At 65.0% G+C, this 25396-nt stretch carries 24 protein-coding genes; 16 read left to right on the forward strand and 8 right to left on the reverse strand.

Going from position 1 to position 25396, the window contains the following annotated elements; translation table 11 throughout:
• The first annotated feature begins 46 nt into the window (after window positions 1-46).
• The 3 genes from FNV92_RS16585 to FNV92_RS16595 all read left to right on the forward strand — a co-directional run bounded on the left by FNV92_RS16585 (window position 47) and on the right by FNV92_RS16595 (window position 1752).
• A complete protein-coding gene (locus FNV92_RS16585) occupies window positions 47-820 on the forward strand; it encodes a helix-turn-helix transcriptional regulator (protein WP_143845651.1) in 774 nt (257 codons plus the stop codon).
• 113 nt (window positions 821-933) lie between these two features.
• A complete protein-coding gene (locus FNV92_RS16590) occupies window positions 934-1080 on the forward strand; it encodes a hypothetical protein (protein WP_168213688.1) in 147 nt (48 codons plus the stop codon).
• Between the two features lie 15 nt (window positions 1081-1095).
• Window positions 1096-1752, forward strand: a complete 657-nt coding sequence (locus tag FNV92_RS16595) for a transglutaminase-like domain-containing protein (RefSeq protein WP_168213687.1) — start codon at window positions 1096-1098, stop codon at window positions 1750-1752.
• 109 nt (window positions 1753-1861) lie between these two features.
• Here the strand turns inward: FNV92_RS16595 and FNV92_RS16600 are convergent, their stop codons facing one another.
• Entirely contained in the window at window positions 1862-2377 is a 516-nt protein-coding gene (locus tag FNV92_RS16600; RefSeq protein ID WP_143845650.1) for a GNAT family N-acetyltransferase, read from the reverse strand.
• 279 nt (window positions 2378-2656) lie between these two features.
• On the opposite strand from FNV92_RS16600, the gene FNV92_RS16605 reads away from it, so the two are divergent.
• Complete coding sequence (locus FNV92_RS16605) at window positions 2657-3472, forward strand: outer membrane protein (protein WP_143845649.1); 816 nt, start codon at window positions 2657-2659, stop codon at window positions 3470-3472.
• Window positions 3473-3540: 68 nt separating this feature from the next.
• On the opposite strand, the gene FNV92_RS16610 is transcribed toward FNV92_RS16605, so the two are convergent.
• From FNV92_RS16610 to FNV92_RS16620, 3 genes are read right to left on the reverse strand one after another with little or no spacing between them, the layout of a single operon-like run.
• Entirely contained in the window at window positions 3541-4731 is a 1191-nt protein-coding gene (locus tag FNV92_RS16610) for an SAM-dependent methyltransferase (RefSeq protein WP_143845648.1), read from the reverse strand.
• A 17-nt stretch (window positions 4732-4748) separates the two neighbouring features.
• On the reverse strand, window positions 4749-5561 hold the full coding sequence (locus tag FNV92_RS16615; protein ID WP_143845647.1) for a DUF1365 domain-containing protein: 813 nt from the start codon (window positions 5559-5561) through the stop codon (window positions 4749-4751).
• Window positions 5558-6901, reverse strand: a complete 1344-nt coding sequence (locus tag FNV92_RS16620; protein ID WP_015685811.1) for an NAD(P)/FAD-dependent oxidoreductase — start codon at window positions 6899-6901, stop codon at window positions 5558-5560. Before FNV92_RS16620 ends, FNV92_RS16615 begins: the two co-directional genes overlap by 4 nt.
• A gap of 261 nt (window positions 6902-7162) precedes the next feature.
• On the opposite strand from FNV92_RS16620, the gene FNV92_RS16625 reads away from it, so the two are divergent.
• Together FNV92_RS16625 and FNV92_RS16630 are read left to right on the forward strand one after the other, a co-directional pair.
• Window positions 7163-7975, forward strand: coding sequence for a DUF1295 domain-containing protein (locus FNV92_RS16625; protein ID WP_015685812.1), 813 nt, complete (start codon window positions 7163-7165; stop codon window positions 7973-7975).
• 1 nt (window position 7976) lies between these two features.
• A complete protein-coding gene (locus tag FNV92_RS16630) occupies window positions 7977-9011 on the forward strand; it encodes an SAM-dependent methyltransferase (RefSeq protein ID WP_143845646.1) in 1035 nt (344 codons plus the stop codon).
• A gap of 4 nt (window positions 9012-9015) precedes the next feature.
• Here FNV92_RS16630 and FNV92_RS16635 read toward each other — a convergent pair whose 3' ends face one another.
• The 4 genes from FNV92_RS16635 to FNV92_RS16650 form a co-directional block, all read right to left on the reverse strand.
• Window positions 9016-9420 (reverse strand): DUF2177 family protein, encoded by a 405-nt coding sequence (locus FNV92_RS16635; protein WP_143845645.1) that lies wholly within the window; start codon window positions 9418-9420, stop codon window positions 9016-9018.
• A gap of 53 nt (window positions 9421-9473) precedes the next feature.
• The gene (locus tag FNV92_RS16640; RefSeq protein ID WP_143846294.1) at window positions 9474-10709 is read right to left on the reverse strand and encodes an MFS transporter; all 1236 of its coding nucleotides are present in this window, start codon (window positions 10707-10709) and stop codon (window positions 9474-9476) included.
• 159 nt (window positions 10710-10868) lie between these two features.
• Window positions 10869-11120: a DUF3551 domain-containing protein gene (locus FNV92_RS16645; RefSeq protein ID WP_143845644.1), complete on the reverse strand. Its 252-nt coding sequence runs from the start codon at window positions 11118-11120 to the stop codon at window positions 10869-10871.
• A 1-nt stretch (window position 11121) separates the two neighbouring features.
• Window positions 11122-11442: a DUF3551 domain-containing protein gene (locus FNV92_RS16650; RefSeq protein ID WP_015685817.1), complete on the reverse strand. Its 321-nt coding sequence runs from the start codon at window positions 11440-11442 to the stop codon at window positions 11122-11124.
• Window positions 11443-11696: 254 nt separating this feature from the next.
• Between FNV92_RS16650 and FNV92_RS16655 the strand changes: the two genes are divergently transcribed.
• The 10 genes from FNV92_RS16655 to FNV92_RS16700 all read left to right on the forward strand — a co-directional run bounded on the left by FNV92_RS16655 (window position 11697) and on the right by FNV92_RS16700 (window position 25396).
• Window positions 11697-12416, forward strand: coding sequence for an outer membrane protein (locus FNV92_RS16655; RefSeq protein ID WP_015685818.1), 720 nt, complete (start codon window positions 11697-11699; stop codon window positions 12414-12416).
• A 498-nt stretch (window positions 12417-12914) separates the two neighbouring features.
• On the forward strand, window positions 12915-16418 hold the full coding sequence (gene dnaE, locus FNV92_RS16660; protein ID WP_143845643.1) for a DNA polymerase III subunit alpha: 3504 nt from the start codon (window positions 12915-12917) through the stop codon (window positions 16416-16418).
• 167 nt (window positions 16419-16585) lie between these two features.
• Entirely contained in the window at window positions 16586-17356 is a 771-nt protein-coding gene (locus tag FNV92_RS16665) for a carbonic anhydrase (protein WP_143845642.1), read from the forward strand.
• A 222-nt stretch (window positions 17357-17578) separates the two neighbouring features.
• Window positions 17579-20119, forward strand: a complete 2541-nt coding sequence (locus FNV92_RS16670) for a caspase family protein (RefSeq protein WP_143845641.1) — start codon at window positions 17579-17581, stop codon at window positions 20117-20119.
• A gap of 207 nt (window positions 20120-20326) precedes the next feature.
• Entirely contained in the window at window positions 20327-21322 is a 996-nt protein-coding gene (locus FNV92_RS16675) for a 30S ribosomal protein S2 (protein WP_015685822.1), read from the forward strand.
• Window positions 21323-21455: 133 nt separating this feature from the next.
• On the forward strand, window positions 21456-22379 hold the full coding sequence (gene tsf, locus FNV92_RS16680; protein WP_015685823.1) for a translation elongation factor Ts: 924 nt from the start codon (window positions 21456-21458) through the stop codon (window positions 22377-22379).
• A 60-nt stretch (window positions 22380-22439) separates the two neighbouring features.
• Complete coding sequence (gene pyrH, locus FNV92_RS16685) at window positions 22440-23156, forward strand: UMP kinase (RefSeq protein WP_015685824.1); 717 nt, start codon at window positions 22440-22442, stop codon at window positions 23154-23156.
• Between the two features lie 68 nt (window positions 23157-23224).
• Complete coding sequence (gene frr / locus FNV92_RS16690) at window positions 23225-23788, forward strand: ribosome recycling factor (protein WP_015685825.1); 564 nt, start codon at window positions 23225-23227, stop codon at window positions 23786-23788.
• Window positions 23789-23798: 10 nt separating this feature from the next.
• On the forward strand, window positions 23799-24557 hold the full coding sequence (locus FNV92_RS16695) for an isoprenyl transferase (protein WP_143845640.1): 759 nt from the start codon (window positions 23799-23801) through the stop codon (window positions 24555-24557).
• Window positions 24554-25396 carry a phosphatidate cytidylyltransferase gene (locus FNV92_RS16700; protein WP_015685827.1) on the forward strand — a complete coding sequence of 281 codons (843 nt, stop codon included), beginning with the start codon at window positions 24554-24556 and terminating at the stop codon, window positions 25394-25396. The genes FNV92_RS16695 and FNV92_RS16700 overlap by 4 nt, the downstream gene beginning before the upstream one ends.

Raw genomic sequence — 25396 nt, forward strand, 5'->3', positions numbered from 1 at the left:
GTATTATCCTAGTATCCTTTGGGCCCTCCATCGCGGGAGCGACATCATGGCCGACCCACGCCGCGTCGAATTCGGCGACTTCCTCAGGTCCCGCCGCGAAAGGCTGACTCCGAAGACGGTCGGGCTGCCCGCGGGCACCCGGCGCCGCACCGCGGGGCTCCGCCGCGAGGAGGTCGCGCAGCTCGCCGGCATCGGCGTCGACTGGTACATCCGGCTCGAGCAGGGCCGCACCGTCAGCCCGTCCGTCACCACCGTCGACGCGCTGGCCCGCGCGCTGCGGCTCAGCAAGACCGAGCACGCCCATCTGAAGGCCCTGGTGCGCGACGGCGACAGGCGCGCGTTCACGCGCGAAATCGTGCCGCCGCCGATCCAGCGGCTGGTCGAGAGCCTGCCGCATCCGGCCTACATCACCGGGCGGCGCTGGGACGTGCTGGCCTGGAACGAGGCTGCCGAGAAGGTCTTCGCGTTCGGGCGCCTGCCGGAGCAGGATCGCAACACGATGCTGCTGATGATGACCAACAAGCAGACGCGCAAGGCCTACGGCACCGGCTGGGCGGAGGTCGCCAAGCGCATGGTCGCGATGTTCCGCACCACTCACGACGTATGGGCCGGCGATCCCGCGTTTGCCGAGTTGCTGGCGCGGCTGCGGCAGGGCAGCCCGGAATTCGTCAAATGGTGGGAAGCCCACGAGATCCGCTCGACCGCCTCGGGCCTGAAGACGATGTCGCATCCGACGCTCGGCGTGCTGCATTTCGAGCACACGAGCTTTCAGGCCAACGACGATCCCGCGCTGAAGCTGGTGATCTACACGCCGGTGTGAGGAGGGAGGAGGGCCGCGCATCTTGAGATGGGGCCGCAGTCGCCGAATCCGCCCGTTGTTCAGCGGCCACCGAGTGTTATGATTTTCGGGTCTTCTGCCGACAGGCTCGCTCAATGACCGAACTTGCGACTCTCGACGTTTACGCCGGCCACAGCGCGTTCACCAATCCCGGTCGCAACGCTGATTTGATCGGTGCGTTGCCGCCGGTTATTCCAGTGCTGTGCCGCACTTTACATGGCCTCATGATCCACGAGGCTTGAATCGAGAGGGAGGGTTTGGACCCGGCGGCCTTCTCAAGTCAAAGTCGCGCCACGTTGCCCGTAGCGCAGCGTTTGGAGCAATTTCTGTCGATTGATCCGAGTCCGTTGACAATCGCCCGGCTTGGCGAGTCAAGAGTGTTGACGACATGCAGGGACTTCTCGCTGATGTTGTGTGCCATTCTGCGGCATCACGGGATCCCCGCACGCATACGCTGTGGCTTCGCTAGGTACTTTGCCGGGAATCTCTATCACGATCATTGGGTGTGCGAATACTGGGCTTGGGGCGAGCAGCGTTGGATCCTCGTTGATGCTCAACTCGACGAGTTGCACCGCAACCTCCTCAAGTTCGATTTCGAGCCGACCGATGTGCCTCGTACTGCCTATATTACGGGTATCGAAGCGTGGAAACGATGCAGAACCGGCATCATCGATCCGGCACAGCTTGGTCACGGATCGACCAACGGTCTGTTCTTTGCACGCGTCAATCTGGCGCGCGACCTGCTTGCTCTTGCCAAGATCGAGACCTCGGCCTGGGATAGGTGGCGCGCGGCGCGCGAGCCGGACCGCAGCTTGGATGAGGCCGCCTTGTTGCGCTGTGATGAGATGGCGCAGCGTGATGAGGAGGGGGCCATCGAGATCGCGCGATCGCTGAACGATCCGCCCTGGCAATAGGCGATCTCGAAATTGATAGCGGCGGGCGCACGAAAGCCACTCTAGCGCCTCGGGCCTGAAGACCATGGCCGCGCACTCGCGAATTCAGCGAGATGGCGAGTTACTGCCGTCAACCTCGATCGATCATCCAGCGATTGACCGCCTGGTGGAAGTTCAGAGGGCCCGGCACGGTCATGTGCGTCTTGACGTAGGTGAAACCCGCTTTTTGAAGGGTGCGGTTCGGAGCCACATTGAACGCATTGGGCTCACAGAAGAGTTGCTTCAACTCAAGAATCTGAAAGTAGAGTTCGACGGTCCTTCGGACACACTCCACGCCGATCCCCTGCTTGCGTAGCGAGGCATCCGTGATGTGCAGATGCATATTTGCGTGCTGGCCAATGCGAATCTTGTCGGCGGTCGAGAACCCCAGGAATGTGTCGTCCGAGAGCCAGCTGACCAGAAAACCGCCTCTTTGCTCGACAGGCCGGTCGAACATTTGCTCGTAAAGTCGCTGCCATTGTGATGCCGGTGGCAGTCGTGTCGGGTCGACCCCGAGCATTTCCAGATGCTCCGGCGTCGCTGTGTGGAAATACTCAATGATCAGCGCAGTTTCCTGCAAAGTCATTGGTCGAACGGTGATGGCCATCGGGCAGCCCCTACGATCGGTGGGCGCTTCAGAAACAGCCATCTGAAAAATAGAGAAGTCGCGGCGGGAAAGCAATTGGCGCGCTGTTCCGTAGACGCGCCCTGGACCAACAGGGCGGGTCCCCTCGCGAGGTATCGTCATGACGCAACGCGGTGTGCTCCGGCGTTCGCCACCGTCCTGGTCCGGTCGCCATTGTCCAAGACGCCGCCGTCGTCACCGTAGCATCAATGAAGGGAGGATTCGCGTGACCGATGGTCATGCGGCTTTCCAGGGGATGTCGTGAGGAAGCTGATGAAATGTGTTGTCGTCGCCGCTGCGCTCGCCGCGGCGCCGGCCTATGCGGGAGAGGCGCCGGTCCGCAACTGGAATGGTGTCTACGTCGGTGCAAACATCGGTGGGGGGTGGGGCAGCAATAGCGTCGGCTATGCGCCGAACGATCCACAGGCCGTCAATCTATTTGGCTCAGGTGGCAAGCCACCGCCTGCCGCGTTCGACTTTTCGGGTGTCCTGGGCGGCGTCCAGCTTGGCTATAATCACCAGTGGAGCAGCGCCTGGCTCATCGGAGTGGAGACGGATTTTGATGGCTCCGGCGTGAGCGGCTCCGGCTCGACCAGCGGGGTCTTTGCACCTTACTACACGGCTCCATTCAACGCGCCGGTCCAGCAACGGCTCGACTGGTTTGGCACGCTGAGAGCGCGGTTGGGCTATCTGCCGACGAACAATCTTCTGGTCTACGGCACCGGAGGATTTGCCTATGGTCGCGTCGTTCAAAGCGGAAGCTGGGACACGAATACGCCGTTCGCCTTTGGCGGTGGCGCCTATGACGTCAATTGCTTTGGTGGAAATCCGTCGTGCTTTGCCGGATCGTCGAGCAGGGTCGCCACGGGTTGGACAGCCGGCGCGGGCCTGGAATATGCTATTCTGCGCGACTGGACGCTAAGGGCCGAATACCTTCATGTGAGCCTGGCCGGCGGCTCCACGACCGAGACCGTGCTCGGGGATACCACGGGCGCCTTGCCCTCGTCCTTCAATGCAGCCTTCGGCCGCATCAGTCTCAATACCGCGCGCATCGGGCTGAGCTATCAATTCCGATAAGGTCGCGCGTGTGAACTTATGCGGTATCGCCCGCCGGTGCCGGAGGAGGCGAAGAGCGTCTGAGACCATCACCGCGTCAGCTTGAAGATGCTGACGTCGATGGCGCTGTGTCGAAACCCGGTTTCGCAATAGGCCAGATAGTATTCCCACATTCGGCGAAACCTCGTGTCGAAGCCGAGGGACTCGATTTCAGGCCAGGCTCCCAGGAAGCGATCGCGCCAGTCGCGAAGGGTGCGGGCGTAGCTCAGACCGAAAGATTCTCGATCCGTAACCGTGAGCATGGCGTTGGCGGCATGCTCCTCCACGATCTCCGCGGTCGGCAGCATGCCGCCCGGGAAGATGTGGCGTTGAATGAAATCCGGACACGCGCGATAGGCATCGAAGCGCGACGGCGCGATGGTGATGATCTGCAGCACGGCAACGCCGCCTTTGACGAGGCTCGACCGCAGCTTTTCGAAATAGAGCGGCCAGTAGCGTTCGCCGACAGCCTCGAACATCTCGATCGAGACGATTCGATCGAAACGTCCGACGATGTCGCGATAGTCCTGGAAGTGAAAGGCGGCCTTGCCGGCCTCGATTTCCGCCGCCAGGCGCTTGCGCGCGTAGTCCAGCTGCGACTTCGAAAGGGTAACGCCGGTGACCGCGGCGTCGTAGCCGCGAATGAGATGCTCGGCCAGCGATCCCCACCCGCAGCCGATTTCGAGAACCCGCTCGCCGCCCTTGAGACCGAGATAGCGGGAAACCCGTTCGAGCTTGTTTCGCTGTGCGGCTTCCAGCGAAAGCTCCGAGTCATAGATCGCGGAGGAATAGTTCATGCCCTGATCGAGCCAATGGCGGTAGAACTCGTTGCCAAGGTCGTAGTGGGCCGCGATGTTCTTCTTGCTGCCGGTCCTGGTGTTTTCGTTGGCGCGGTGCCGGAGCCAGTCAAGCAAGCGAGCCGGGCGAGAGCTGGCGACGCCGGCAAAGGCCGTCTCGTTTCGAATGAGGAAGTCCAGTACGCCGACAAGGTTGTTGGTCGACCAGTCACCCGCGATATAGCCATCGGAGAAGCCGGCCTCGCCGGACAGCCCGATGCGCCGCAGGGCGCGCCAGCGATGCACCGTGATGGTGACGTCGCTGCCCAAATCGCGTCTGCCCAAATCGAGATGCTGGCCATTCGGCAGAGTAAGCCGCAAATGGCCCGACTGAACCCGTGGGAGCAGCCGTTCAACCATCCAGGTGGCGAGCCGCGAGGGCCCGGAGGCGGCTTCGGAGGACATCAAGGAGGAATCGGAGCTCAAGGTTGGATACCTCGACTGTTGACAGTTTCTGCCGCGCCGTGAACGGCCTGCGGGCGCGGCTGGAAGCGAAAGCCCTTCAGCACCATCCGCAACGCATGCCAATGAATGCTCGCGATGACCTTCAAGGTCAGTAACGGGTGGCTGGTAAAAGCCTTGATCAGGGTGCCGTCGGTCAATTCCCGACGGGCTCCGGACAGCGATGCGGCGATGATGGTCTTGTCGTTCTCCTTGCCGCGGATGGAAACCTCCACGTGCGCGGCCGGGGGCCGGACGCGAAATCCGTAGGACATGTCCATGCCGAGAAACGGCGAGACGTAGAACCCCTTGGGGCAATGCTGCTCGACGATCTCCGGCACGGCACCATCGACCGAACTTTGGGCAGGTCCGTGAACGGGCATCACATAGCTGTGTCGTTCGCCGAAAGTATTGTGGACCTCATAGATGATCGCTTCGAGCGAGCCGTCCTGCCTGCTGCAAAAATAAACGCTCAGCGGGTTGAAGCCATAGCCAAGGATGCGGGGCATGCAGAGCAGCTTGATGGTGAGCTGGTCTGACTGGCATCCGGCCTGCCGGAGGAGGGCGCGAACCTGCTTCAGAAGCGGGAGGTCGCTGCCATCGCCATGGTCGGAATCGTGGAAGCTGGTGAGATTGAACCGGTTGCGGGAAAAGAAGGTCAGCTTTTTTGAAAGGCTGTCGACTTCGCAGAGATCGAGCAGCGTCCAGAACACCCGGTAGCGCAGGCGGTGCGCCCGGGGCAGAAAGCGACGGTGAACAACCTGACCGGTATATAGGCACGAAGAAGACGTCATGCGGCAAGTCGCCCGCTCTGATGACAGCTCGCATCGTCAATGTAGATGCGTCCGGACTCGTTTTCAACACGCCATGGTCGCCTGACGCCGCCGAGTGTTTCGGCGACGGCGAGCCCGGACTGGAGCCCGTCCTCGTGGAAGCCGGCGCCGAAATAGGAGCCGCAGAACCACAGGCGATCCCGGCCTTGCAGGGACCACAAGCGGCGCTGTGCGCTCATTGCCTCGGCATCGAAGATCGGGTGCTCGTAGCATTGCTCGTGCAAGACCTGCCTGGGCTCGACCAGGGGATTGAGCGTCACGAACAAATTCTGCGCGGTCGGCAGGCGCTGCAGCGCGTTCATCCAGTAGGTCACGGTTGGCGTGTCCGCGGGGCCTCTGCCGCCGATATAGTTCCAGCTCGCCCAGGCCGCCTTGCGCTGCGGCATCAGCACCGGATCGCTATGGAGGACCGCGCGGTTCTGGCTGTAGCGGAATGCCCCGAGCAGGCTCCGCTCCTCTGCGGTGGGCTCGTCCAGCAGCGCAAGCGCCTGGTCGGCATGCGCCGCGATCACCACCTCGTCGAAATGGTCCACATGGCCGCCGCAATCCCTGACCTCGACGCCGTCCGGGCGCCTGCGGATCGCCGCGACGCCCTGGGCAAGGCGGATGCGGTCCCTGAAGCGACGCGTCAACGCATCGACATAAGTCCGGCTGCCGCCGACGACCGTCCGCCATTGCGGCCGGTTGCGCAGGCGCAGCAGGCCATGATTGTCGTGAAAGCGGATGAACGAGGCAGCAGGATATTGCAGCATCAGGCTCGGCGAGGACGACCAGATCGCGGCCGCCATCGGCAACAGATGGTCGCTGCGGAAGACCTCGCCATAAGTGCCGGCATCGAGATACTGCTCCAGGGAGGAGAGGTCGTCGAGGGACGACAGATCCCGCGGCGCCTCGCGATAGAAGCGCCAGAGATCGCCAAGCATCGACCAGAACCGCGGGCGGAACACGTTGCTGCGTTGGGCGAACAGCCCGTTCAGGCTGCTTCCCGAATATTCCAGCTCGCCTTCTTCGAGGGAGACGGCGAACGACATCTCGGAGGGATGCGTCGGCACATCGAGATGGGAGAACAGCGCCGTGAGATTGGGATAGGTCTTCTCGTTGTAAACAATGAACCCGGTATCAACCGGGACCATTCCATCAGGCGTGCTGACCTCGACGGTGTTGGAATGACCGCCGGGCCGGCCGTCCTGTTCATAGACCGTCACGTCATGGCTTTGGCTGAGGAGCCACGCTGCGGACATTCCGGAGATACCGGTTCCAACGACCGCGATCCGCTTCCGCGGTCCGATTTCACCCTGCATCTGCCCCGTCCTCGTGATTACCTGCGCCGGATCGCCGATCTTTGCGTCCACAGACAGTTACGGATGAAAAGCGGTTTTGGATCAGGTCGATCCTCGATGATCCAAAGCCGGTCTGCATGCGTATCAGGTTGTATGCAAACCACCAGTGTAGCGGCCAGGCCACGGCAGGCGTCGACCGGTCCCAGGGGAGAGGGCGCCCACGATGGACGATCCGCCAGACGCCATGACGGCCCGGCCCCGATCCGGCGCCAGGGGGCCTGAATGACGGCTTCCACATTCATTCTCGGTCTGGCCTGCGTTTCGGCGGCACTCTCCGTCATCATGGCCGTTGCCTGGCTGGTCTGGCGCGCGACGCGAAATTCGGGGTGGGTCGATACCATCTGGACGTTCGGGCTTGGCCTCGTGGGCTTTGCCGGCGCTGTGACGGCCAGACCGATGCATCTTCACAGCGTCCTCGTGGCGGCGATGGCGGCGATCTGGGCGCTCCGGCTCGGATCCCACATCGCGCGCCGCACCCGGGGCATCACCGACGATCCGCGCTATGCCAAGCTCATCCGCGACTGGGGTGCGCACGCGTCGTCGGGCATGTTCTGGCTATTGCAGAAGCAGGCGATCGTCAGCATTCCGCTAGGGTTTGCGATGTGGCTCGCGGCGAATGCCCCCGGCCCGGTGCCTCCGTTGCAAACCGCGATCGCGATCCTGATTTTCGTCGTGGCCGTCGCAGGCGAAGGGATCGCCGACGAGCAGCTTCGGCGGTTTCGCCATGACGCAGCGAACAAGGGAAAGATCTGCGACGTCGGGCTATGGAGCTGGTCGCGCCATCCCAACTATTTCTTCGAATGGCTCGGCTGGCTTGCCTATCCCGTCCTCGCCATCGACCTCGGTGGACACGATCCCTGGGGCTACGTCGCGCTCGCAGCTCCGCTCTGCATGTACTGGCTGCTGGTCTACGTCTCCGGCATTCCGCCGCTCGAGGAGCACATGCTGGCGGCCAGGGGCGACGCGTTCCGGAGATACCAAATGAGCACGAATGTATTCTTTCCGTGGCCGCCTAAGACAAAAGCGGGAGGCTGACTTGACGCTTACAGAGACGGCGATCCATTTGGGTGAAGCGCTTCCCTGGCCCGATCGCGTCAGCGAAGCGGTCATCGGCCGCCTGGTCGAACGCACCCGGCGCAGCCTGGCGCAATCCCCCGGCGGTTCGGATGCCGGCTTCGCACGTGCGATCGCGGCGTTGCCGATCGCGATCAACACCGCCGAAGCCAACACCCAGCATTACGAGATCCCCGCGCGGTTCTTCGAGATGACCCTCGGCCCGCAGCGCAAATACTCCTGCTGCTTCTATGCCGACGATCGCGATACGCTGGCGCGGGCTGAAGAGCGCGCGCTGGAGCTCACCGCGGGGCACGCGCAACTGGCAGACGGACAGGACATTCTCGAATTGGGGTGCGGCTGGGGTTCGCTGTCGTTGTGGATGGCGCGGCGCTATCCGCACTCACGCATCACGTCGGTCTCGAATTCGGCGTCGCAGCGAGATTTCATCCTTCGTCAGGCCGATGCAGCGAACCTGCGCAACCTCTCCGTCATCACCGCCGACATGAACGAATTCGTGCCCCAGGGCAGTTTCGACCGTGTCGTCTCCGTGGAGATGTTCGAGCACATGGTCAACTGGCGGCCGCTGCTGACGCGCATGCGCGCCGCGTTGCGCCCGGGCGGCCAACTGTTCCTGCACATCTTCACGCACAAGTCCGGCTCTTACCGGTTCTCGCCTGAGAACCGGGCGGACTGGATCGCACAGCATTTCTTCACCGGCGGCATCATGCCGAGCCATGGGTTGATCCGGCAGTTTGGCGACATCTTCAGTGTGGATCAGGAGTGGCAGTGGAACGGCCGGCACTATGAGAAGACAGCGAGGGACTGGCTGGCCAATTTCGATCGAAATCGCACGGAGATCTTCGACGTGCTGAGACAGGTCTACGGCAAGGACGCGCGCCTCTGGCAGCGGCGATGGCGGTTGTTCTTCCTCGCCACAGCCGGCCTGTTCCGTCACGCCGGCGGCGGCGAGTGGGGTGTCAGCCACTACCTGCTGTCGCCGTCGCCTTCAGCGTGACGCATCAAGCGTTCGAAAATGTGCCAACGACCAGAAAGCTGACGAAGGCCGCGAAAGCGGAAGCTGCCGCACCGTAGACGATGTCGAGCATGGTGAGCTGAAGCGTCCAATTTCGCAGCGTTGCGAAGTTGGTCAGGTCGTAGGTGGCGTAGGCGAGGGCGCCGAACAGCGCGCCATATCCGACGACCGCGGCGGGCGAGCCGGACTTCAACCCGGGCATGACGGCGAAGACCAGAAGTCCCACCGGATAGATCAGATAGAACGCGATCGCCGGGCCGATGCGGACATCGGTCAGCAGAATGTCTCCAAGCGTCGGCTTGTAGAGGCGAGGCCCCATCAGGCTGAGCCAAATGGCGTCGACTGCGCCAAAAGGCAACAGCACGGCGAGGTAGCCGATCAAATAGGTCATCGAGCGCTCCGAGATTGACTTGCTAACCTATACGCCAACCGACGGTCGCTGGATCAGCGCGGCAGCATTGCCGCCTGGGCGACCGCGATCGATCCACGGCCGGAATCCCGCCAGGCGACGATCCAGATCAGGAAGCCGAGCAGCGCCAGAGCGGCGCCGACCGGACCGGTGGAGGTCCAGCCCAGCCCCTCGCGAATGGCGAGGCCGCCCAGGAACGGGCCGAGCGCATTGGCGGTGTTGAAGGCCGAATGGTTCAGCGCCGCTGCGAGCGCCTGCGCGTCGCCGGCGACGTCCATCAGCCGGGTCTGCAGGATGGCGCCGAGCGAGACGCTGGCGCCGATCGCGAAGATGTCGGCCGCCAGCAGCCACGGATTGTGCGCCACAAGGGGAAACACCAGCAGCGCGACCGCGGCAAACAGCAGGATCACGCCCGCCGTCGGCATCAAGGCGCGGTCGGCAAAGCGCGGCACGAACAGATTGCCGAGCGTGGCACCGACGCCGAAGATGGCGAGGAAGAACGGAATCACCGCGGCGCTGACCCTGGTGACCTCGATCAGTGTCGTCGCCAGATAAGTGTAGACCGCGAACATGCCGCCGAAGCCGATGGCGCCGATGCCGAGCGTGAGCCAGACGCGGCCGCTTCGGAGCGCGCCAAGCTCACGCAGCGGATCCGACCGGCCGGCCTGGTCGCGCGGCGCGAACAGCGCGCAAAGCAGCACCGTGAGCAATGCCAGCACCGAGACGAGGCCGAAGCTCGCGCGCCAGCCGACCGCCTGACCGATCAGATTTGCCAGGGGCACGCCGATGATGGTGGCACCGGTCAAGCCGAGCATGACCTGGCCGATCGCCCGCGAGCGTCGGTCAAGCGGAACGAGCGAGGCTGCGACCAAAGCCGCGATGCCGAAATAGGCGCCGTGCGGCAGCCCCGAGAGGAAGCGGGCCGCGATCATCCAGCCGAACCCGGGCGCAAGCGCGGTGAGCGCGTTGCCCAGCGCGAACACGATCATCAGGACCAGCAACTGCGTCCGCCGGGCAAAGCGCGCACCGAGCACGGCGATCAGCGGCGCGCCCAGCACGACGCCGAGCGCGTAGGCACTGATCGCGTGTCCCGCGGTCGGCTCGTCGATTCCGAGGTCGGCGGCGAAAAACGGCAGCAGGCTCATCGATGCGAATTCGGTGGTGCCGATCGCAAAGCCGCCCATCGCGAGCGAGAACAGCACGACGGCGAGGTGAGGGGGAGCCGATGGCGCGCTTGCGCGGGGTGCGGTCGCTTGAGGCGAGGTCGTCATATGTCCTGCATTGGTGGCGTCAACGGGAACCAGCCCAGCGAACGTCGCCACCCCTGCAAGATTTCTCCGTCGTACTTAAACCGGGGTCGGACGGCGTCAACACCGGAGCACCCTTGCGAGGGCCGCCGCATATCAGCGTCCCGATTGGCACGTGCCAACTCAGTCGATGCGCTTCGACCGGCGAGGTGCCTTCGGCTTGCCCTGCGCAAAATACGGGTTCACCACGCAGCTCGCCGAGCGGCCGACGGCGAGATATCTGCACTGCGGGAGCGAGGCGTAGCGGCAATCGAAATAGCCGACGGGGCCGTAGATCTGCATGCAGACCGGATAGCTCGGATCGTAAGTCTGCGCGCCGGCGGGCCCGCTCGCGAGGAGCGTCCCGGTCACGAGCATGAGAGCAGCGCGGCGCATCTCAGCGCGGCAGGTAATAGCCCGGTGAAAAGCCCGGCCCCTGTGCGCGCGGACGATTCTGATAGGCGTAGGGATCATCGCTCTGGCCGGCGAAATAGGGATTCGCGATGCAGGTGAGCGCGCGGCCCGAGGAACTCGCCTGACACTGCGCATACGTGTCGAACGTACAATTGCTCAGCCCCGGCCATTCATCGCCGGTGAGGCAGAATGCGTGATGCGTCCCGAATGCGCGTGCCGGCGTGCTCGCACTCATCGCGAATGCAAATGTGGCGATTGCAAGCGAAAATGTGGCGACAATGGGGAGCGCAATTCGTCCACGCATTTCGATTCTCCAATCACGGGATTGTGCGTGCGTCAGTGTGTACGCGCGCATGCAGTTTAAGTCGTGTAGTCGACATTGGAACTCATGAAAACTCTTGTTTCAAAGGGTTTCCTGCGCGCGCTGCTAAACATCCATTAACGCAGCGGCGGCCTTTGGCTGGGACTGTTGCGTCGCGGTTACAGCAATTCCGTCGATCACTGTTATGACCACGCCACGGCCCGGGGGCCTACTGAAGAAACTGGAACGGGATTCAAATGAACAAGAATTTGTTGCTCGCCGCTGTCAGCCTCGTTGCGCTCAGCGCGACTGCGCCGGCGATGGCGGCTGACCTCGCTGCGCGGCCTTACACCAAGGCGCCGGCGATGGTCGCCACGATCTATGACTGGAGCGGCTTCTACATCGGCATCAACGGCGGCGGCGGTTCGTCGCACGCCACCTGGGATTTCGTTGGCGTCGGCCGTGAAGGTTCGCACGACGCAACGGGCGGCACGGTCGGTGGCCAGGTCGGCTATCGCTGGCAGTCCGGCCAGTGGGTGTTCGGCGTTGAAGGCCAGGGCAACTGGGCCGACTTCTCGGGCGACAACACCAGCGCGCTGTTCGCCACCCGCAACCGCACCAAGATCGATTCGTTCGGTCTGATCACCGGCCAGGTCGGTTACGCCTGGCAAAACGTGCTGCTCTACGTCAAGGGCGGTGCGGCCGTGGTCAGCGACAAGTACGAGATCTCCAGCACCGCCGGTGCGCTGCTCGCTTCGAGCAGCGATACCCGTTGGGGTGGCACGGTCGGTGCCGGCCTCGAGTTCGGCTTCGCCCCGAACTGGTCGGTTGGCGTCGAGTACAACCACATCTTCCTGTCCGACAAGGACGTGACCTTTGCTGGCTTCGCCGGCACCGAGCGCATCAAGCAGGACGTCGACATGGGCCTCGTCCGCCTGAACTACAAGTTCGGTGGCCCGCTCGTCGCCCGCTACTAAGACACGCCGCTTCGCAAGAAGCGATTGTCGAAAGCCCCGGCCTTGTGCCGGGGCTTTTTTGTTGCGTAAATTCAGCGAGTTAACCATCCCATTTTGAGATGGCACAGGCGGCTTGACTCCAAGGAACGAAATGAGAACAATGTTCTGCATCCGTTCTGGTGATGGAGTAAGCCATGTTCAAGATTTTCGTGGAAGAAGCCGCCGCACTCGCCTCGATCTCGCTGTTCGTCGGGATGATCGCAATCTGGGCGCAGGTGATTCCGCAGCTCTAGGGCGGCAATCCTGTAAACCGGCGCCATGGACCCGACTCAGGCCCTTCACGGCGCGGGCCTGGGGAAAAGCGGGACGACGCGGCTGATCGGCCGCTCGGGCGTGGACTCTGAAGCAGTGACGCCCCACCATTGTCAGGCGAGTCGGCCGGGCGGGTGCAGAATGCTCTCATGATCCCCTGGAGCCGGCGACCGCTCCATCTCATCTGCCAGAGGCCGTCACGCGACCATGCCGAGCGCCGGATTTGTCCACCTTCACGTTCACTCGGCCTATTCGCTGCTCAAGGGCTCGATCAAGATCGGCAAGCTCGCGGAGCTCGCAAAGAAAGATCACCAGCCGGCGCTGGCGCTGACCGATACCGACAACATGTTCGGCGCGCTGGAGTTCTCCGACAAGATGGCGGGCTCCGGCATCCAGCCGATCGTCGGCTGCGAGCTCGCGATCGATTTCGGCGACCAAGATCCCAGCGCGCGCAACGCGCTTCCGCCATCGCGCGTGGTGCTGCTGGCGGCGCAGGAGCGCGGCTATCGCAGCCTGATGCGGCTGAATTCGCGGGCGTTCCTCGAATCGCCTGACAGCCACGCACCGTTCATCAAATTCGATTGGATGGAAGGCGAGACCGAAGGCCTGATCGTGCTGACCGGCGGCCCTGACGGGCCGATCTCGCTGGCGCTGTCGGCGGGACTCGCCGAGCTTGCCGCCATGCGCTGCGAGCGTCTGGCAAATCTGTTTGGCGATCGCCTCTACGTCGAATTGCAGCGCCACAACATCGACAAGGAGCGGCGCGTCGAAAGCGGCCTGATCGACATCGCCTACGCCAAGGGCCTGCCGCTGGTTGCTACCAACGAGCCGTATTTCGCCGCGACCGACGATTACGAGGCGCATGACGCGCTGCTGTGTATCGCGGGCGGGCGGCTGATCGCCGAGACCGATCGTGTGCAGCTCACGCCCGATCACCGCTTCAAGACCCGCGCCGAGATGGCGGTGCTGTTCGCCGACATTCCGGAGGCGCTGGCCTCGACGGTGGAGATCGCCGAGCGCTGCTCGTTCCGCCCGATGACGCGCAAGCCGATCCTGCCGTTCTTCACGGTCGGCGCCGCTGCGAGCTCGGATGCCGCCGCGGTCGAGGCGGCAGAATTGAAGCGGCAGGCGGAGGAGGGGCTTGCCAACCGCCTGCGCGTGCACGGCCTGTCGCAGGGGACGACGGAGGAGGACTACAGCAAGCGCCTGGCGTTCGAGCTCGACGTCATCATGCGCATGAAGTACGCGGGCTACTTCCTGATCGTGTCGGACTTCATCAAATGGGCGAAGTCGCAAGGCATCCCGGTCGGGCCGGGCCGCGGCTCCGGCGCAGGCTCGCTGGTGGCCTGGGCGCTGACCATCACCGATCTCGATCCGATCAAGTTCGGCCTGCTGTTCGAGCGCTTCCTCAATCCGGAACGCGTCTCGATGCCGGACTTCGACATCGACTTCTGCCAGGATCGCCGCGGCGAGGTGATCAAGTACGTGCAGGAGCGCTACGGCCGCGATCAGGTCGCTCAGATCATCACCTTCGGAACGCTGCAGGCGCGTGGCGTGCTGCGCGACGTCGGTCGCGTGCTGCAAATGCCCTACGGCCAGGTCGACAAGCTGACCAAGCTGGTGCCGCAGAATCCCGCCGCACCGGTGACGCTGGCGGCCGCGATCGAGAGCGAGCCGAAGCTTCAGGCGTTTCGCGACGAAGACCCGGTGGTCGCGCGTGCCTTCGACATCGCGCAGCGCCTCGAAGGCCTGACCCGCCATGCCTCGACGCACGCGGCCGGCATCGTGATCGGCGATCGCCCCTTGAGCGAACTCGTGCCGATGTACCGCGATCCCAAGTCGGACATGCCGGTGACCCAGTTCAACATGAAATGGGTCGAGCCGGCGGGCCTCGTGAAGTTCGACTTCCTCGGCCTGAAGACGCTGACCGTGCTCGACGTCGCGATCAAGCTGCTCAAGCCGCGCAACATCCACGTCGATCTCGCCACGCTGCCGATCGACGATGCCGAGAGCTACCAGATGCTGGCGCGCGGCGACGTGGTCGGCGTGTTCCAGGTTGAAAGCCAGGGCATGCGGCGCGCGCTGATCGACATGCGCCCCGACCGTTTCGAGGACATCATCGCGCTGGTCGCGCTGTATCGCCCGGGCCCGATGGCGAACATCCCGACCTATTGCGCGCGCAAGCACGGCGACGAGGAACCGGAATATCTCCACCCCGTGCTGGAGCAGATTCTCAAGGAGACGTTCGGCGTCATCATCTACCAGGAACAGGTGATGCAGATCGCGCAGGTGATGTCGGGCTATTCGCTCGGCGACGCCGACCTGTTGCGCCGCGCCATGGGCAAGAAGATCCGCGCCGAGATGGACAAGCAGCGCGACATCTTCGTCGCGGGTGCGGTGAAGAACGGCGTGCCGAAGGGGCAGGCCGAGACCATCTTCGAGCTGCTCGCCAAATTCGCCGACTACGGCTTCAACAAGAGCCACGCGGCGGCCTATGCGCTGGTGTCCTACCACACCGCCTACATGAAGGCGCATTATCCGGTCGAGTTCATCGCGGCGTCGATGACGCTGGATCTGAACAATACCGACAAGCTCTCCGAATTCCGTGCCGAGGCGCAGCGCCTCGGCATCAAGGTCGAGCCGCCGAACATCAACCGGTCCGGCGCGACCTTCGAGGTCGGCGACAAGACCATCTACTATGCGCTCGCCGCACTGAAGGGCGTCGGCATCCAGGCCATCGACCAGATCATCGAGGAGCGGACCAAGCGGGGACTGTTCACCTCGCTCGCCGACTTCGCCGCGCGGGTCAATCCGCGTGCGATCAACAAGCGCATCATCGAGAGTCTCGCGGCCGCCGGCGCCTTCGACACGCTGGAGCCGAATCGTGCCCGCGTGTTCGCCGGTGCGGATGCCGTGCTCGCCGCCTGTCAGCGCTCCCATGAAGCGGCGACCGTCGGGCAGAACGACATGTTCGGCGGCGCCGCCGACGCGCCGACGATCATGCTGCCGCAGGTCGAGCCGTGGCTGCCGGCCGAAAAGCTTCGCCGCGAATACGACGCCGTCGGCTTCTTCCTGTCCGGCCACCCGCTCGACGATTACGCCACCGTGCTGAAGCGGCTGCGGGTGCAGAGCTGGGCCGAATTCTCGCGGGCGGTGAAGACCGGCGCGACCGCCGGCAAGGTCGCCGCCACCGTGGTGTCGCGCATGGAACGGCGCACCAAGACCGGCAACAAGATGGGCATCATGGGCCTGTCCGATCCGACCGGCCATTTCGAGGCGGTGCTGTTCTCCGAAGGCCTCGCGCAATATCGCGACGTGTTGGAGCCCGGTGCCGCCGTGCTGCTGCAGCTCGGGGCCGAGCTTCAGGGGGAGGACGTCCGCGCCCGCGTGCTGCACGCCGAGCCGCTGGATGACGCCGCCGCCAAGACACAGAAGGGCCTGCGCATCTTCGTGCGCGATACCAAGCCGCTGGACTCCATCGCCAAGCGATTGGCCGGACCCGACATGGCGGCCTCAAACGGCGCCGCGCCAAAGACCGCCAGTCCCGGTCTCGCGCCGCGCTCCAACGGCGATGGCGAGGTCTCGCTGGTGATGATGCTCGACCTCGAGACCGAGGTGGAGATGAAGCTGCCCGGCCGCTTCAAGGTCTCGCCGCAGATCGCGGGTGCGATCAAGGCGGTCGCGGGCGTCGTGGACGTGCAGCAGCTCTAAAGCGCGACAAGATCTGGATGAATCGTCAAGATGTGCAGGCGGGCGCAGGCCGGTGCAGTCTCGTGCCGCAGCAATCATAAGATGCATGGGGCGTTTTTTGTGATTTTTTCACATTGGCGTACCTATCATCGCGACGCTTCCATTCATTCCACACCGGGAAACGTCATATGTGCGACAAATGCTCTGGAGATCGGCTCGAAGAATCTCTGCACCAAGACATCGTGCCGTCGCGGCGGTCCGCGATGTTGTTCGGCGCCGCCGCGTTTGGCATGGCCATTGCTGGCGGAGCTTTCGCAACTGGCGCCTTGGCAAAGGAAACGAAGCAGCCTCCAAAGCCCGATAACGTGCTCTCGCCCGATGCCGCGCTCAAGCGGCTGATGGAGGGCAATGCGCGCTACGTTTCGGGCGTTTCGCGCCGCCACGACTTCACGCATGAGCGCGAGGCACTGGTCGGTGGGCAAAATCCGTATGCTGCCGTTTTGAGCTGCGCCGATTCCCGCATCGCGCCGGAATATGCCTTCGACACCGGTCGCGGCGATCTCTTCGTCTGCCGGGTCGCCGGAAACTTTGCCGGGGATGAAACCGTCGCGAGCATGGAATACACCGTCGCGGTGCTCGGCACGCCTTTGATCATGGTGCTCGGCCATGACAATTGTGGCGCCGTCGACGCGACCATCAAGTCGCTGAAGGACGACAAGCCGCTGCCGGGGCACATCCCCTCGCTCGTTTCCGCGATCGCGCCAGCGGTGAAGGCCGCTGCCCAGCAAAGCGGAAATGCGCTGGACAACGCCATCCGCCAGAATGTCATCGACAACGTCGCCAAGCTCAAATCAGCCGCCCCCATTCTCAACGCGGCGGTCGAGCAGGGCAAGCTCAAGGTGCTCGGCGGCATCTATCGATTGAGGACAGGAACCGTCGAGCTGCTTGCCCAGGCCTGAACCCGGCGTCCGGGGCACCGGGCCACGTGATCCGGCCTCTTTCCCACGGAGGCCGGTCATCCGGCTGTTTTCGAATGCGATCGTCCTGAATTTGCCCGGGCGTGCTCGTGTCGAGCGCGCCATCCCGCCGCCTCAATCCCAGCCTTTCGTTCAACCGCCGTTCAGCTGGCCGGGCGTCTGATGCGCGGTGGCACCTCAACAACGGAAGCGGGCAGGCAAGCCATGCGTGGGACGCTCAAAGTTTTCATCGGCCTTCTTCTGCCGATCATGGTGCTGGCTGTGGGCGCGCCGGGGTCGGCGCGCGCGCAGCAGCAGGAAAAGCGCATCGCGCTCGTGGTCGGAAACGGCGCTTATGCCAAGTCGCCACTGGCGACGACCGCGAACGACGCCGGGCTGATCGCGCAGACGCTGCAAGCGGCGGGCTTCGACGTCGTCGGCGCACGCGATCTCGACGGCGACACGATGCGCAAGAGTTTTCGCGATTTCATCCAGAAGGCGCAGGCCTCGGGACCCGGCACGGTCGCGATGGTCTATCTGGCCGGATACGGCGTACAGCTTGCCGGCGAGAACTATTTCATCCCGGTCGATTCCAACATCACCCGCGACACCGATGTTCCGACCGAAGGCCTGCGCGTCAGCGACTATCTGCGTCAGCTCGCTGCCATTCCGCTCAAGGCCAACATCGTCGTGCTCGACGCTGCGCGGGCGCAACCCTTCATCGAAGGCGGCCAACCGATCGCCAGCGGGCTGGCGCTGGTCGAGCCCGATCCGAACATGCTGATTGCGTTCAACGCCGCGCCGGGCACCGTGGCGCCGGAGGAGCCCGGGCCTTACGGCATCTATGCGCAGTCGCTCGCGGAGATGATCCGCACCGGCGGCCTGCCGATCGCTGAGGTGTTCGAGCGCGTCCGCCTGCGCGTCAACGAGGCCAGCAAGGGCGCTCAGGTGCCGTGGAACGAGCAGAAGATTTCTGCGCCATTCTCGTTCTTCGAGCGCGGACCCGACGCCCCGCCGCAGACCGCGCCGGACCAGGTCGCGGCGACCCGCAACAAGCCGATCCGCGATCTCGGTGCGCAGGATGCCTATGCAGCTGTGCTCGAGCGCGACACGCTGCCGGCCTATGAGGAATTTCTCAGCGCCTACCCCAATGACCCCATGGCGAAGCGCGTGATGGCGATCGTCGCGGCGCGCCGCGAGGCGATCACCTGGCGGCGGACCTATCGTACCGACACGCCGGAGGCCTATTGGTCCTATCTGCGCCGCTATCCGCGTGGCCCCCATGCAGGCGATGCGCGCCGGCGCCTCGCGATCCTGACCGCGCCCGTCGAGCCGCCGCCGACCTTCGCGATGATCGACTATGACGTGCCGCCTCCGCCGCCCGAGGAGATCGTCTATATCGACCGTCCGGTGCTGCTGTTCGGCGATCCCGTATTCGGCTTCGCGCCACCACCGCCTCCGCCGGTCTATTATCTGCCGCCGCCGCCGCCGGATTTCGTCGTGCTCGAGCCGCCGCTGCCGGTGGTCGGCCTGTTCGTGCTGCCGCAGCCAATGTTCGTGCCGATTCCCGTGTTCGTCAGGCCGCCGCTCTATGTCGCGCCGCCGCCGAACAACATCATCTACCAGAACATCCACAATACCACGGTCATCAACACCGTGATCAACCGGCCGCCGCTGCCGCCGCCGCCGGGCGTGGGGCCAGGACCGGCAGGACCCGGACCGGGACCTGGCAATCTCGCGCCGGCGGTTGCCGGCCGCGCCAACCCGGTCGGTCCAGCCGTGCCGCAGGCGGTCGCACAGCGCGCGGCGCTGATCCAGCAGGGCAAGGCGCCGATGCCGCCGAGCGCAACGATGCAGCCGACGGCAAGGCCCGGGGCACCGCCGGTGACGCCGGCCAATGTCGCACCAAATGCAGGACCGGGGGCAGGACCGGGTGCCGTCCCGAATACTGTCCCTGGCGCGGCGCCGACCGCTGCGCCGCCGACCAGGCTGCCCCAAGCCAACACGCTGCCGGTTCCGGGTGCCCATGGCGGCCCGCCGCCGCCAGCGGGGGCAGGGACTCTGCCGGGCGGTCGGCCCGCGCCGACGGCGAACTTGCCCGGCGCACCTCCGCCGCGTCCGGGTGCGCCGACCACTGCGGCGCCGGGCACGACACCGCCCGGTCGCCCCGGTGTGCCAACGGCTGCCGCTCCGGCGACGGCTGCGCCCACTGTCACAAACCCGGCCGTTGCACCCGGCCAGCTGCCGAAGCCGCCGGTGGCACAGACGCCGTCCGGCACAGCGCCTGCGGATCGCGCCAGAGCGGCAACCCGTGAACCGGGTGGCTCAACTCCGCCGGGCGCCGCCGGCACGCCTCCGGGCGCATCCGGAAGACCGGTCACGCCACCGCCGTCCGCTGTGCGCGAGCAGATCAGGCCGCAGACTCAGCCGTCAGCACCGCCTCAGGCGGCAAGACCCGTTGCACCGCCGCCGCGGCCCCAGGCTGTAACGCGGCCCACGCCGCCACCTCCGCCACGCGTGTCGGCGCCTCCGCCGAGGATGGCCGCGCCCCCGCCGCCACGACCGGCCCCCCCGGTGGCTGTCGCGAGGCCGGCGCCGCCGCCAATGGCCCGGCCCGCACCGCCGCCGCCGGTCGCCCGGCCGGCACCGCCGCCACCGCCCCGGATGGCTGTCGCGCCCCCGCCGCGTCCGGCGCCACCTCCGCCGCGTCCCGCGGGGCCGCCGCCTGCTGCAAAGAAATGCCCGCCCAACCAGCCGAGGTGCTAGTGGAGGGCGGCAATCGTGGAATGGGGCCTTCGGCGGGCGAAAACCGCCCTGAAGGCCCTTATTTCCTTGCTTCTGGCCGAAATGGCGCTATACAGCGCGCCATCTCACACGGAAACATGGCTCACAAGGCCGTCCGGTGGCAGCCGGGGCGAGAACGCTCCGTTTTGCTCACACGTTTCCGGAGGAACCAACCGGAGAATTAGAACGATGGCACTACCCGATTTCACTATGCGTCAGCTGCTCGAAGCTGGCGTGCACTTTGGTCACCAGTCTCACCGCTGGAATCCGAAAATGGCTCCGTTCATTTTCGGCGCTCGCAACAACATCCACATCGTCGACCTCGCGCAGACCGTGCCGCTGCTGCACACCGCCTTGCAGGCGGTGAGCGACACCGTCGCCAAGGGCGGCCGCATCCTGTTCGTCGGCACCAAGCGCCAGGCGCAGGACGGCGTCGCGGACGCTGCCAAGCGCTGCGCGCAGTATTTCGTCAATTCGCGCTGGCTCGGCGGCACGCTGACCAACTGGAAGACGATCTCGGCCTCGATCAAGCGCCTGCGTCATCTCGACGAGGTGCTGGCGGGCGGCGAAGCCAATTCCTACACGAAGAAGGAGCGCCTGACGCTTCAGCGCGAGCGCGACAAGCTCGATCGCTCGCTCGGCGGCATCAAGGACATGGGCGGTCTGCCCGACCTGATCTTCGTGATCGACACCAACAAGGAAGACATCGCGATCCAGGAAGCCCAGCGGCTCAACATCCCGGTCGCCGCGATCGTCGACACCAATTCCGATCCGAAGGGCATCACCTATGTGGTGCCGGGCAATGACGACGCCGGCCGCGCCATCTCGCTGTATTGCGACCTGATCGCCCGGGCGGCGATCGACGGCATCTCGCGCGCCCAGGGCGATTCGGGCATCGACGTCGGTGCCTCGGCCCGTCCGCTCGTCGAAGAGCTCCCGGCGGCCTCCACGAGTGGCTTCCAGGGCCTCGCAGGTCCCCGCGGCACCGCCGACGACCTGAAGAAGCTCCCGGGCGTCTCGGGCGCGATCGAGAAGAAGTTCAACGACCTCGGTATCTTCCACTTCTGGCAGCTCGCCGAGCTCGACCACGATACCGCGCACAAGATCGGCGAAGAAGTCGGTCTGCCGAGCCGCGCGGACGCCTGGGTCGCCAAGGCCAAGGCGCTGACCGCGGAAGCGGAATAGTCAAAAAGAGCGATGGGTTGGCCGGATAAGCTCCGGGCACCATTTCAGTTGACGCGAATTCCTGAGATGGACCGCGGCGGGGCAGTTTGATGCCACGCCGCGGCAAACCGGCAGGCAAAAAGGATTTTCAACGATGGCAACGATCACAGCTGCGATGGTCAAGGACCTGCGCGAGTCGACCGGCGCGGGCATGATGGACTGCAAGGCCGCGCTCACGGAGACCGCTGGCGACATGGAAGCGGCGCAGGACTGGCTCCGCAAGAAGGGTCTGTCCAAGGCAGCCAAGAAGTCGGGCCGCGTCGCGGCCGAGGGCCTGATCGGCGCGCTCACCAAGGGCAACAAGGGTGTCGTGGTCGAGGTCAACTCCGAGACCGACTTCGTCGCGCGCAACGGTCAGTTCCAGGGCCTGGTCAAGATGATCGCCCAGGTCGCGTTCGACGTCGGCGCCGATGTCGAGAAGATCAAGGCCGCCAAGGTCGGCGACGTCACGGTGGAAGCCGCGATCAATGATGCGATCGCCACCATCGGCGAGAACATGTCGCTGCGCCGCGCTGCTGCCCTCGAAGTGAGCCAGGGCGTGGTGTCGAGCTACGTCCACGGCGCGGTCGTCGAGGGCGCCGGCAAGATGGGCGTGATCGTCGCGCTGGAATCGCCCGGCAAGGCCGACGAGCTCGCGACGCTCGGCCGCCAGATCGCGATGCATATCGCCGCCACCAACCCGCTCGCGCTCGATCCGACCGGCCTCGATCCGGCGGTCGTGAAGCGCGAGAAGGACGTGCTCGCCGACAAATATCGCCAGCAGGGCAAGCCGGAGAACGTGATCGAGAAGATCGTCGAGTCCGGTCTCAAGACCTACTACAAGGAAGTCTGCCTGCTCGAGCAGGCCTTCATCCACGACACCGGCAAGTCGGTGGCACAGGCGGTGAAGGAAGCCGAAGGCAAGGTCGGCGGCGCCATCAAGATTGCGGGCTTCGTGCGCTATGCTCTCGGCGAGGGAATCGAGAAGCAGGAAAGCGACTTCGCGGCCGAGGTCGCGGCGGCCAGCGGCAAGAAGTAAGCGCCGGAACGTTCCTTCCGGCGTGCCGCCGGAAGCGGCGCCCGGACGAGGAAAGTGCTCATGACTGATCCGGCTTACCGTCGCGTGGTGATCAAGCTGTCCGGCGAATATCTCGCGGGACAGCAGGGGTTCGGCATCGATCAGCCGACCGTGGACCGGGTTGCGGACGATCTGATCGCCGCCCGCCAACTCGGCACCGAGGTTGCGGTGGTGATCGGCGGCGGCAATATCGTGCGCGGTGTCGAGGTATCGGCCCGCGGCGTGTCGCGTCCGACCGGCGACACCATGGGCATGCTCGCCACCATGATGAACTGCCTCGCGCTGGAATCGGCGATCGAGCGCAAGGGCACGCCGGCGCGCACGCTGTCGGCCTTCGTCATGCCCGAGATCTCCGAGCTGTTCACCCGCACCGCGGCGCACAAGTACCTTGCCGAGGGCCGGATCGTGCTGCTCGGCGGCGGAACCGGCAATCCGTTCTTCACCACCGATACGACCGCGGTGCTGCGCGCCGCCGAGATCGGCGCCCAGGCGGTGCTGAAGGCGACCAATGTCGACGGCGTCTACTCGGCCGACCCGAAGAAGGATCCGACCGCGACGCGGTTCGACCGGCTGACGCATTCGCAGGCGATCGAGGGCGGCTACAAGGTGATGGATGCGACCGCCTTCGCACTTGCCCGCGAGACGTCGCTGCCTATCATCGTGTTCTCGATCGCGGAGCCGGGTTCGATCGGCGCGATTCTGCGTGGCGGCGGCCACGGAACCATCGTCGCCGGCTGACGGCTCATCTGGCGCGCTCTAAAGGGAGGGCGCGGGAGAGGTCGCCGGGATTTTGAAGGAGAAACGTGATGGCTACGGCTAATTTCGACCTCAACGAAGTGAAGCGCCGCATGCAGGGCGCCGTTCAGTCGCTCAAGCACGAGCTCGGCGGCCTGCGCACGGGCCGCGCGTCCGGCTCGATGCTCGACCCCGTGCAGGTCGAGGCTTACGGCAGCCACATGCCGCTCAACCAGCTCGCCACCGTCAGCGTGCCGGAGCCGCGCATGATCTCGGTGCAGGTCTGGGACAAGTCGATGGTCAAGGCGGTAGAGAAGGCGATCGTCGATTCCAATCTCGGCCTGTCACCGGCCACCGAAGGCCAGGTGCTGCGCCTGCGCATTCCCGAACTCAACGAGGAGCGTCGCAAGGAACTCGTCAAGGTCGCACACAAATACGCGGAAGCCGCCAAGGTCGCCGCGCGTCACGTCCGCCGCGACGGCCTCGACGTTCTGAAGAAGCTTGAGAAGAACCACGAGATGTCCGAGGACGACCAGAAGCGTCACGCCGACGAGGTGCAGAAGGTGACCGACGGCACCATCACCGAGATCGACCAGTTGCTGGCCGCCAAGGAAAAAGAAATTCTCACCGTCTAAGGCTGCCTCCATGTCCAACGCCGCCGCGCCTGCCACCGAAGGACCCGACCGGTCCGACGCGCCTGCGCATGTCGCCATCATCATGGATGGCAACGGGCGTTGGGCGGCTGCGCGTGGTTTGCCGCGTGCGGAGGGGCATCGCCGCGGCGTCGAGGCGTTGCGCCGCGTGGTGCGGGCCTCGCACGAGCTCGGCATCCGCTACCTCACCATCTTCTCCTTCTCGTCGGAGAACTGGTCGCGCCCGGCGAGCGAGATCGGCGATCTCTTCGGCCTCTTGAAGCGCTTCATCCGCAACGATCTGGCGAGCCTGCATCGCGACGGCGTCAAGGTCCGCATCATCGGCGAGCGCGACGGGCTGGAGGGCGACATCTGCGCGCTCCTCAACGAGGCCGAGGAACTGACGCGCGACAACACGCGTCTCACGCTCGTCGTCGCCTTCAACTACGGCTCGCGGCAGGAGATCGCGAAAGCGGCGCAGAAGCTCGCGCGCGAAGTCGCCGAGGGCAAGCGCGATCCTGCCACGATCGATGCCGAGACTCTTGGGGCCCATCTCGATGCGCCCGACATTCCGGATCCCGATCTCATCATCCGCACCAGCGGCGAGCAGCGCCTGTCCAACTTCCTGATGTGGCAGGCCGCCTATAGCGAGCTCGTCTTCGTGCCGATCCACTGGCCCGATTTCGACAAGGCGGCGCTGGAAGGCGCGATCGCCGAATTCGCCAGGCGCGAGCGCCGTTTCGGCGGTCTCGTCGCGAAAACCGCCTCGTGAGCGAACACGACGCGGCACCGGCGGGCTCGCAGCCGGCCCCGAGCAATCTCGTGATGCGGGTCCTCGCAGCCCTGGTGCTTGCGCCGCTGACCATTGCGGTCGCGTATGTCGGTGGATGGCTCTGGGCGCTGCTCGTCACCCTGGTGTCGATCGGGCTGTTCGCGGAATGGCTGATGGTGGTGGGCGCCGGCTCGGCCGCGCTGACCGGGGCAGGGACGATCACCATTGCCATGATGGGGGCCTGCGTCGCCTTCGGCGCGCTCAAGACCGCGATCATCGTTGGCTGCGTCGGCGGCGCGATCGTGACGCTGATCGCGCGCGGCAAGTTTGTCTGGGCCGCGACGGGGTTTGCCTATGCAGCGGCGGCGCTGCTGGCTTCGATCCTGGTGCGGAAGGACCTCGTCAACGGCTTCTCAGCGCTGATGTTCGTCCTGCTCGTGGTGTGGGCGACCGACATCGGCGGCTATTTCGCCGGCCGCAGCATTGGCGGACCGAAACTATGGCCGCGCGTAAGCCCGAAGAAGACCTGGGCCGGCGCACTCGGCGGCTTCGTGGCGAGCCTTGCGGTGGCGGGCGGCTTTGCGGCCTGCGGGCTCGGGAAGGCGGTTCCGCTGCTGCTCGTCAGCGCCATCCTGTCGGTGGTCTCGGCCTTGGGCGACCTGTTCGAATCCGCGGTCAAGCGGCGCTTCGATGTCAAGGATTCCAGTCACTTGATTCCCGGCCATGGCGGTCTCATGGACCGTCTGGACGGTTTTGTCGCCGCCATCCTGATGGCATGGATTATCGGCTTCCTCCGCCATGGTGTGCATAGCGCCGGAAGCGGTCTTATGGTTTGGTGA

It is taken from the genome of Bradyrhizobium cosmicum (assembly GCF_007290395.2).
GTDB classification, from domain to species: Bacteria; Pseudomonadota; Alphaproteobacteria; order Rhizobiales; family Xanthobacteraceae; genus Bradyrhizobium; species Bradyrhizobium cosmicum.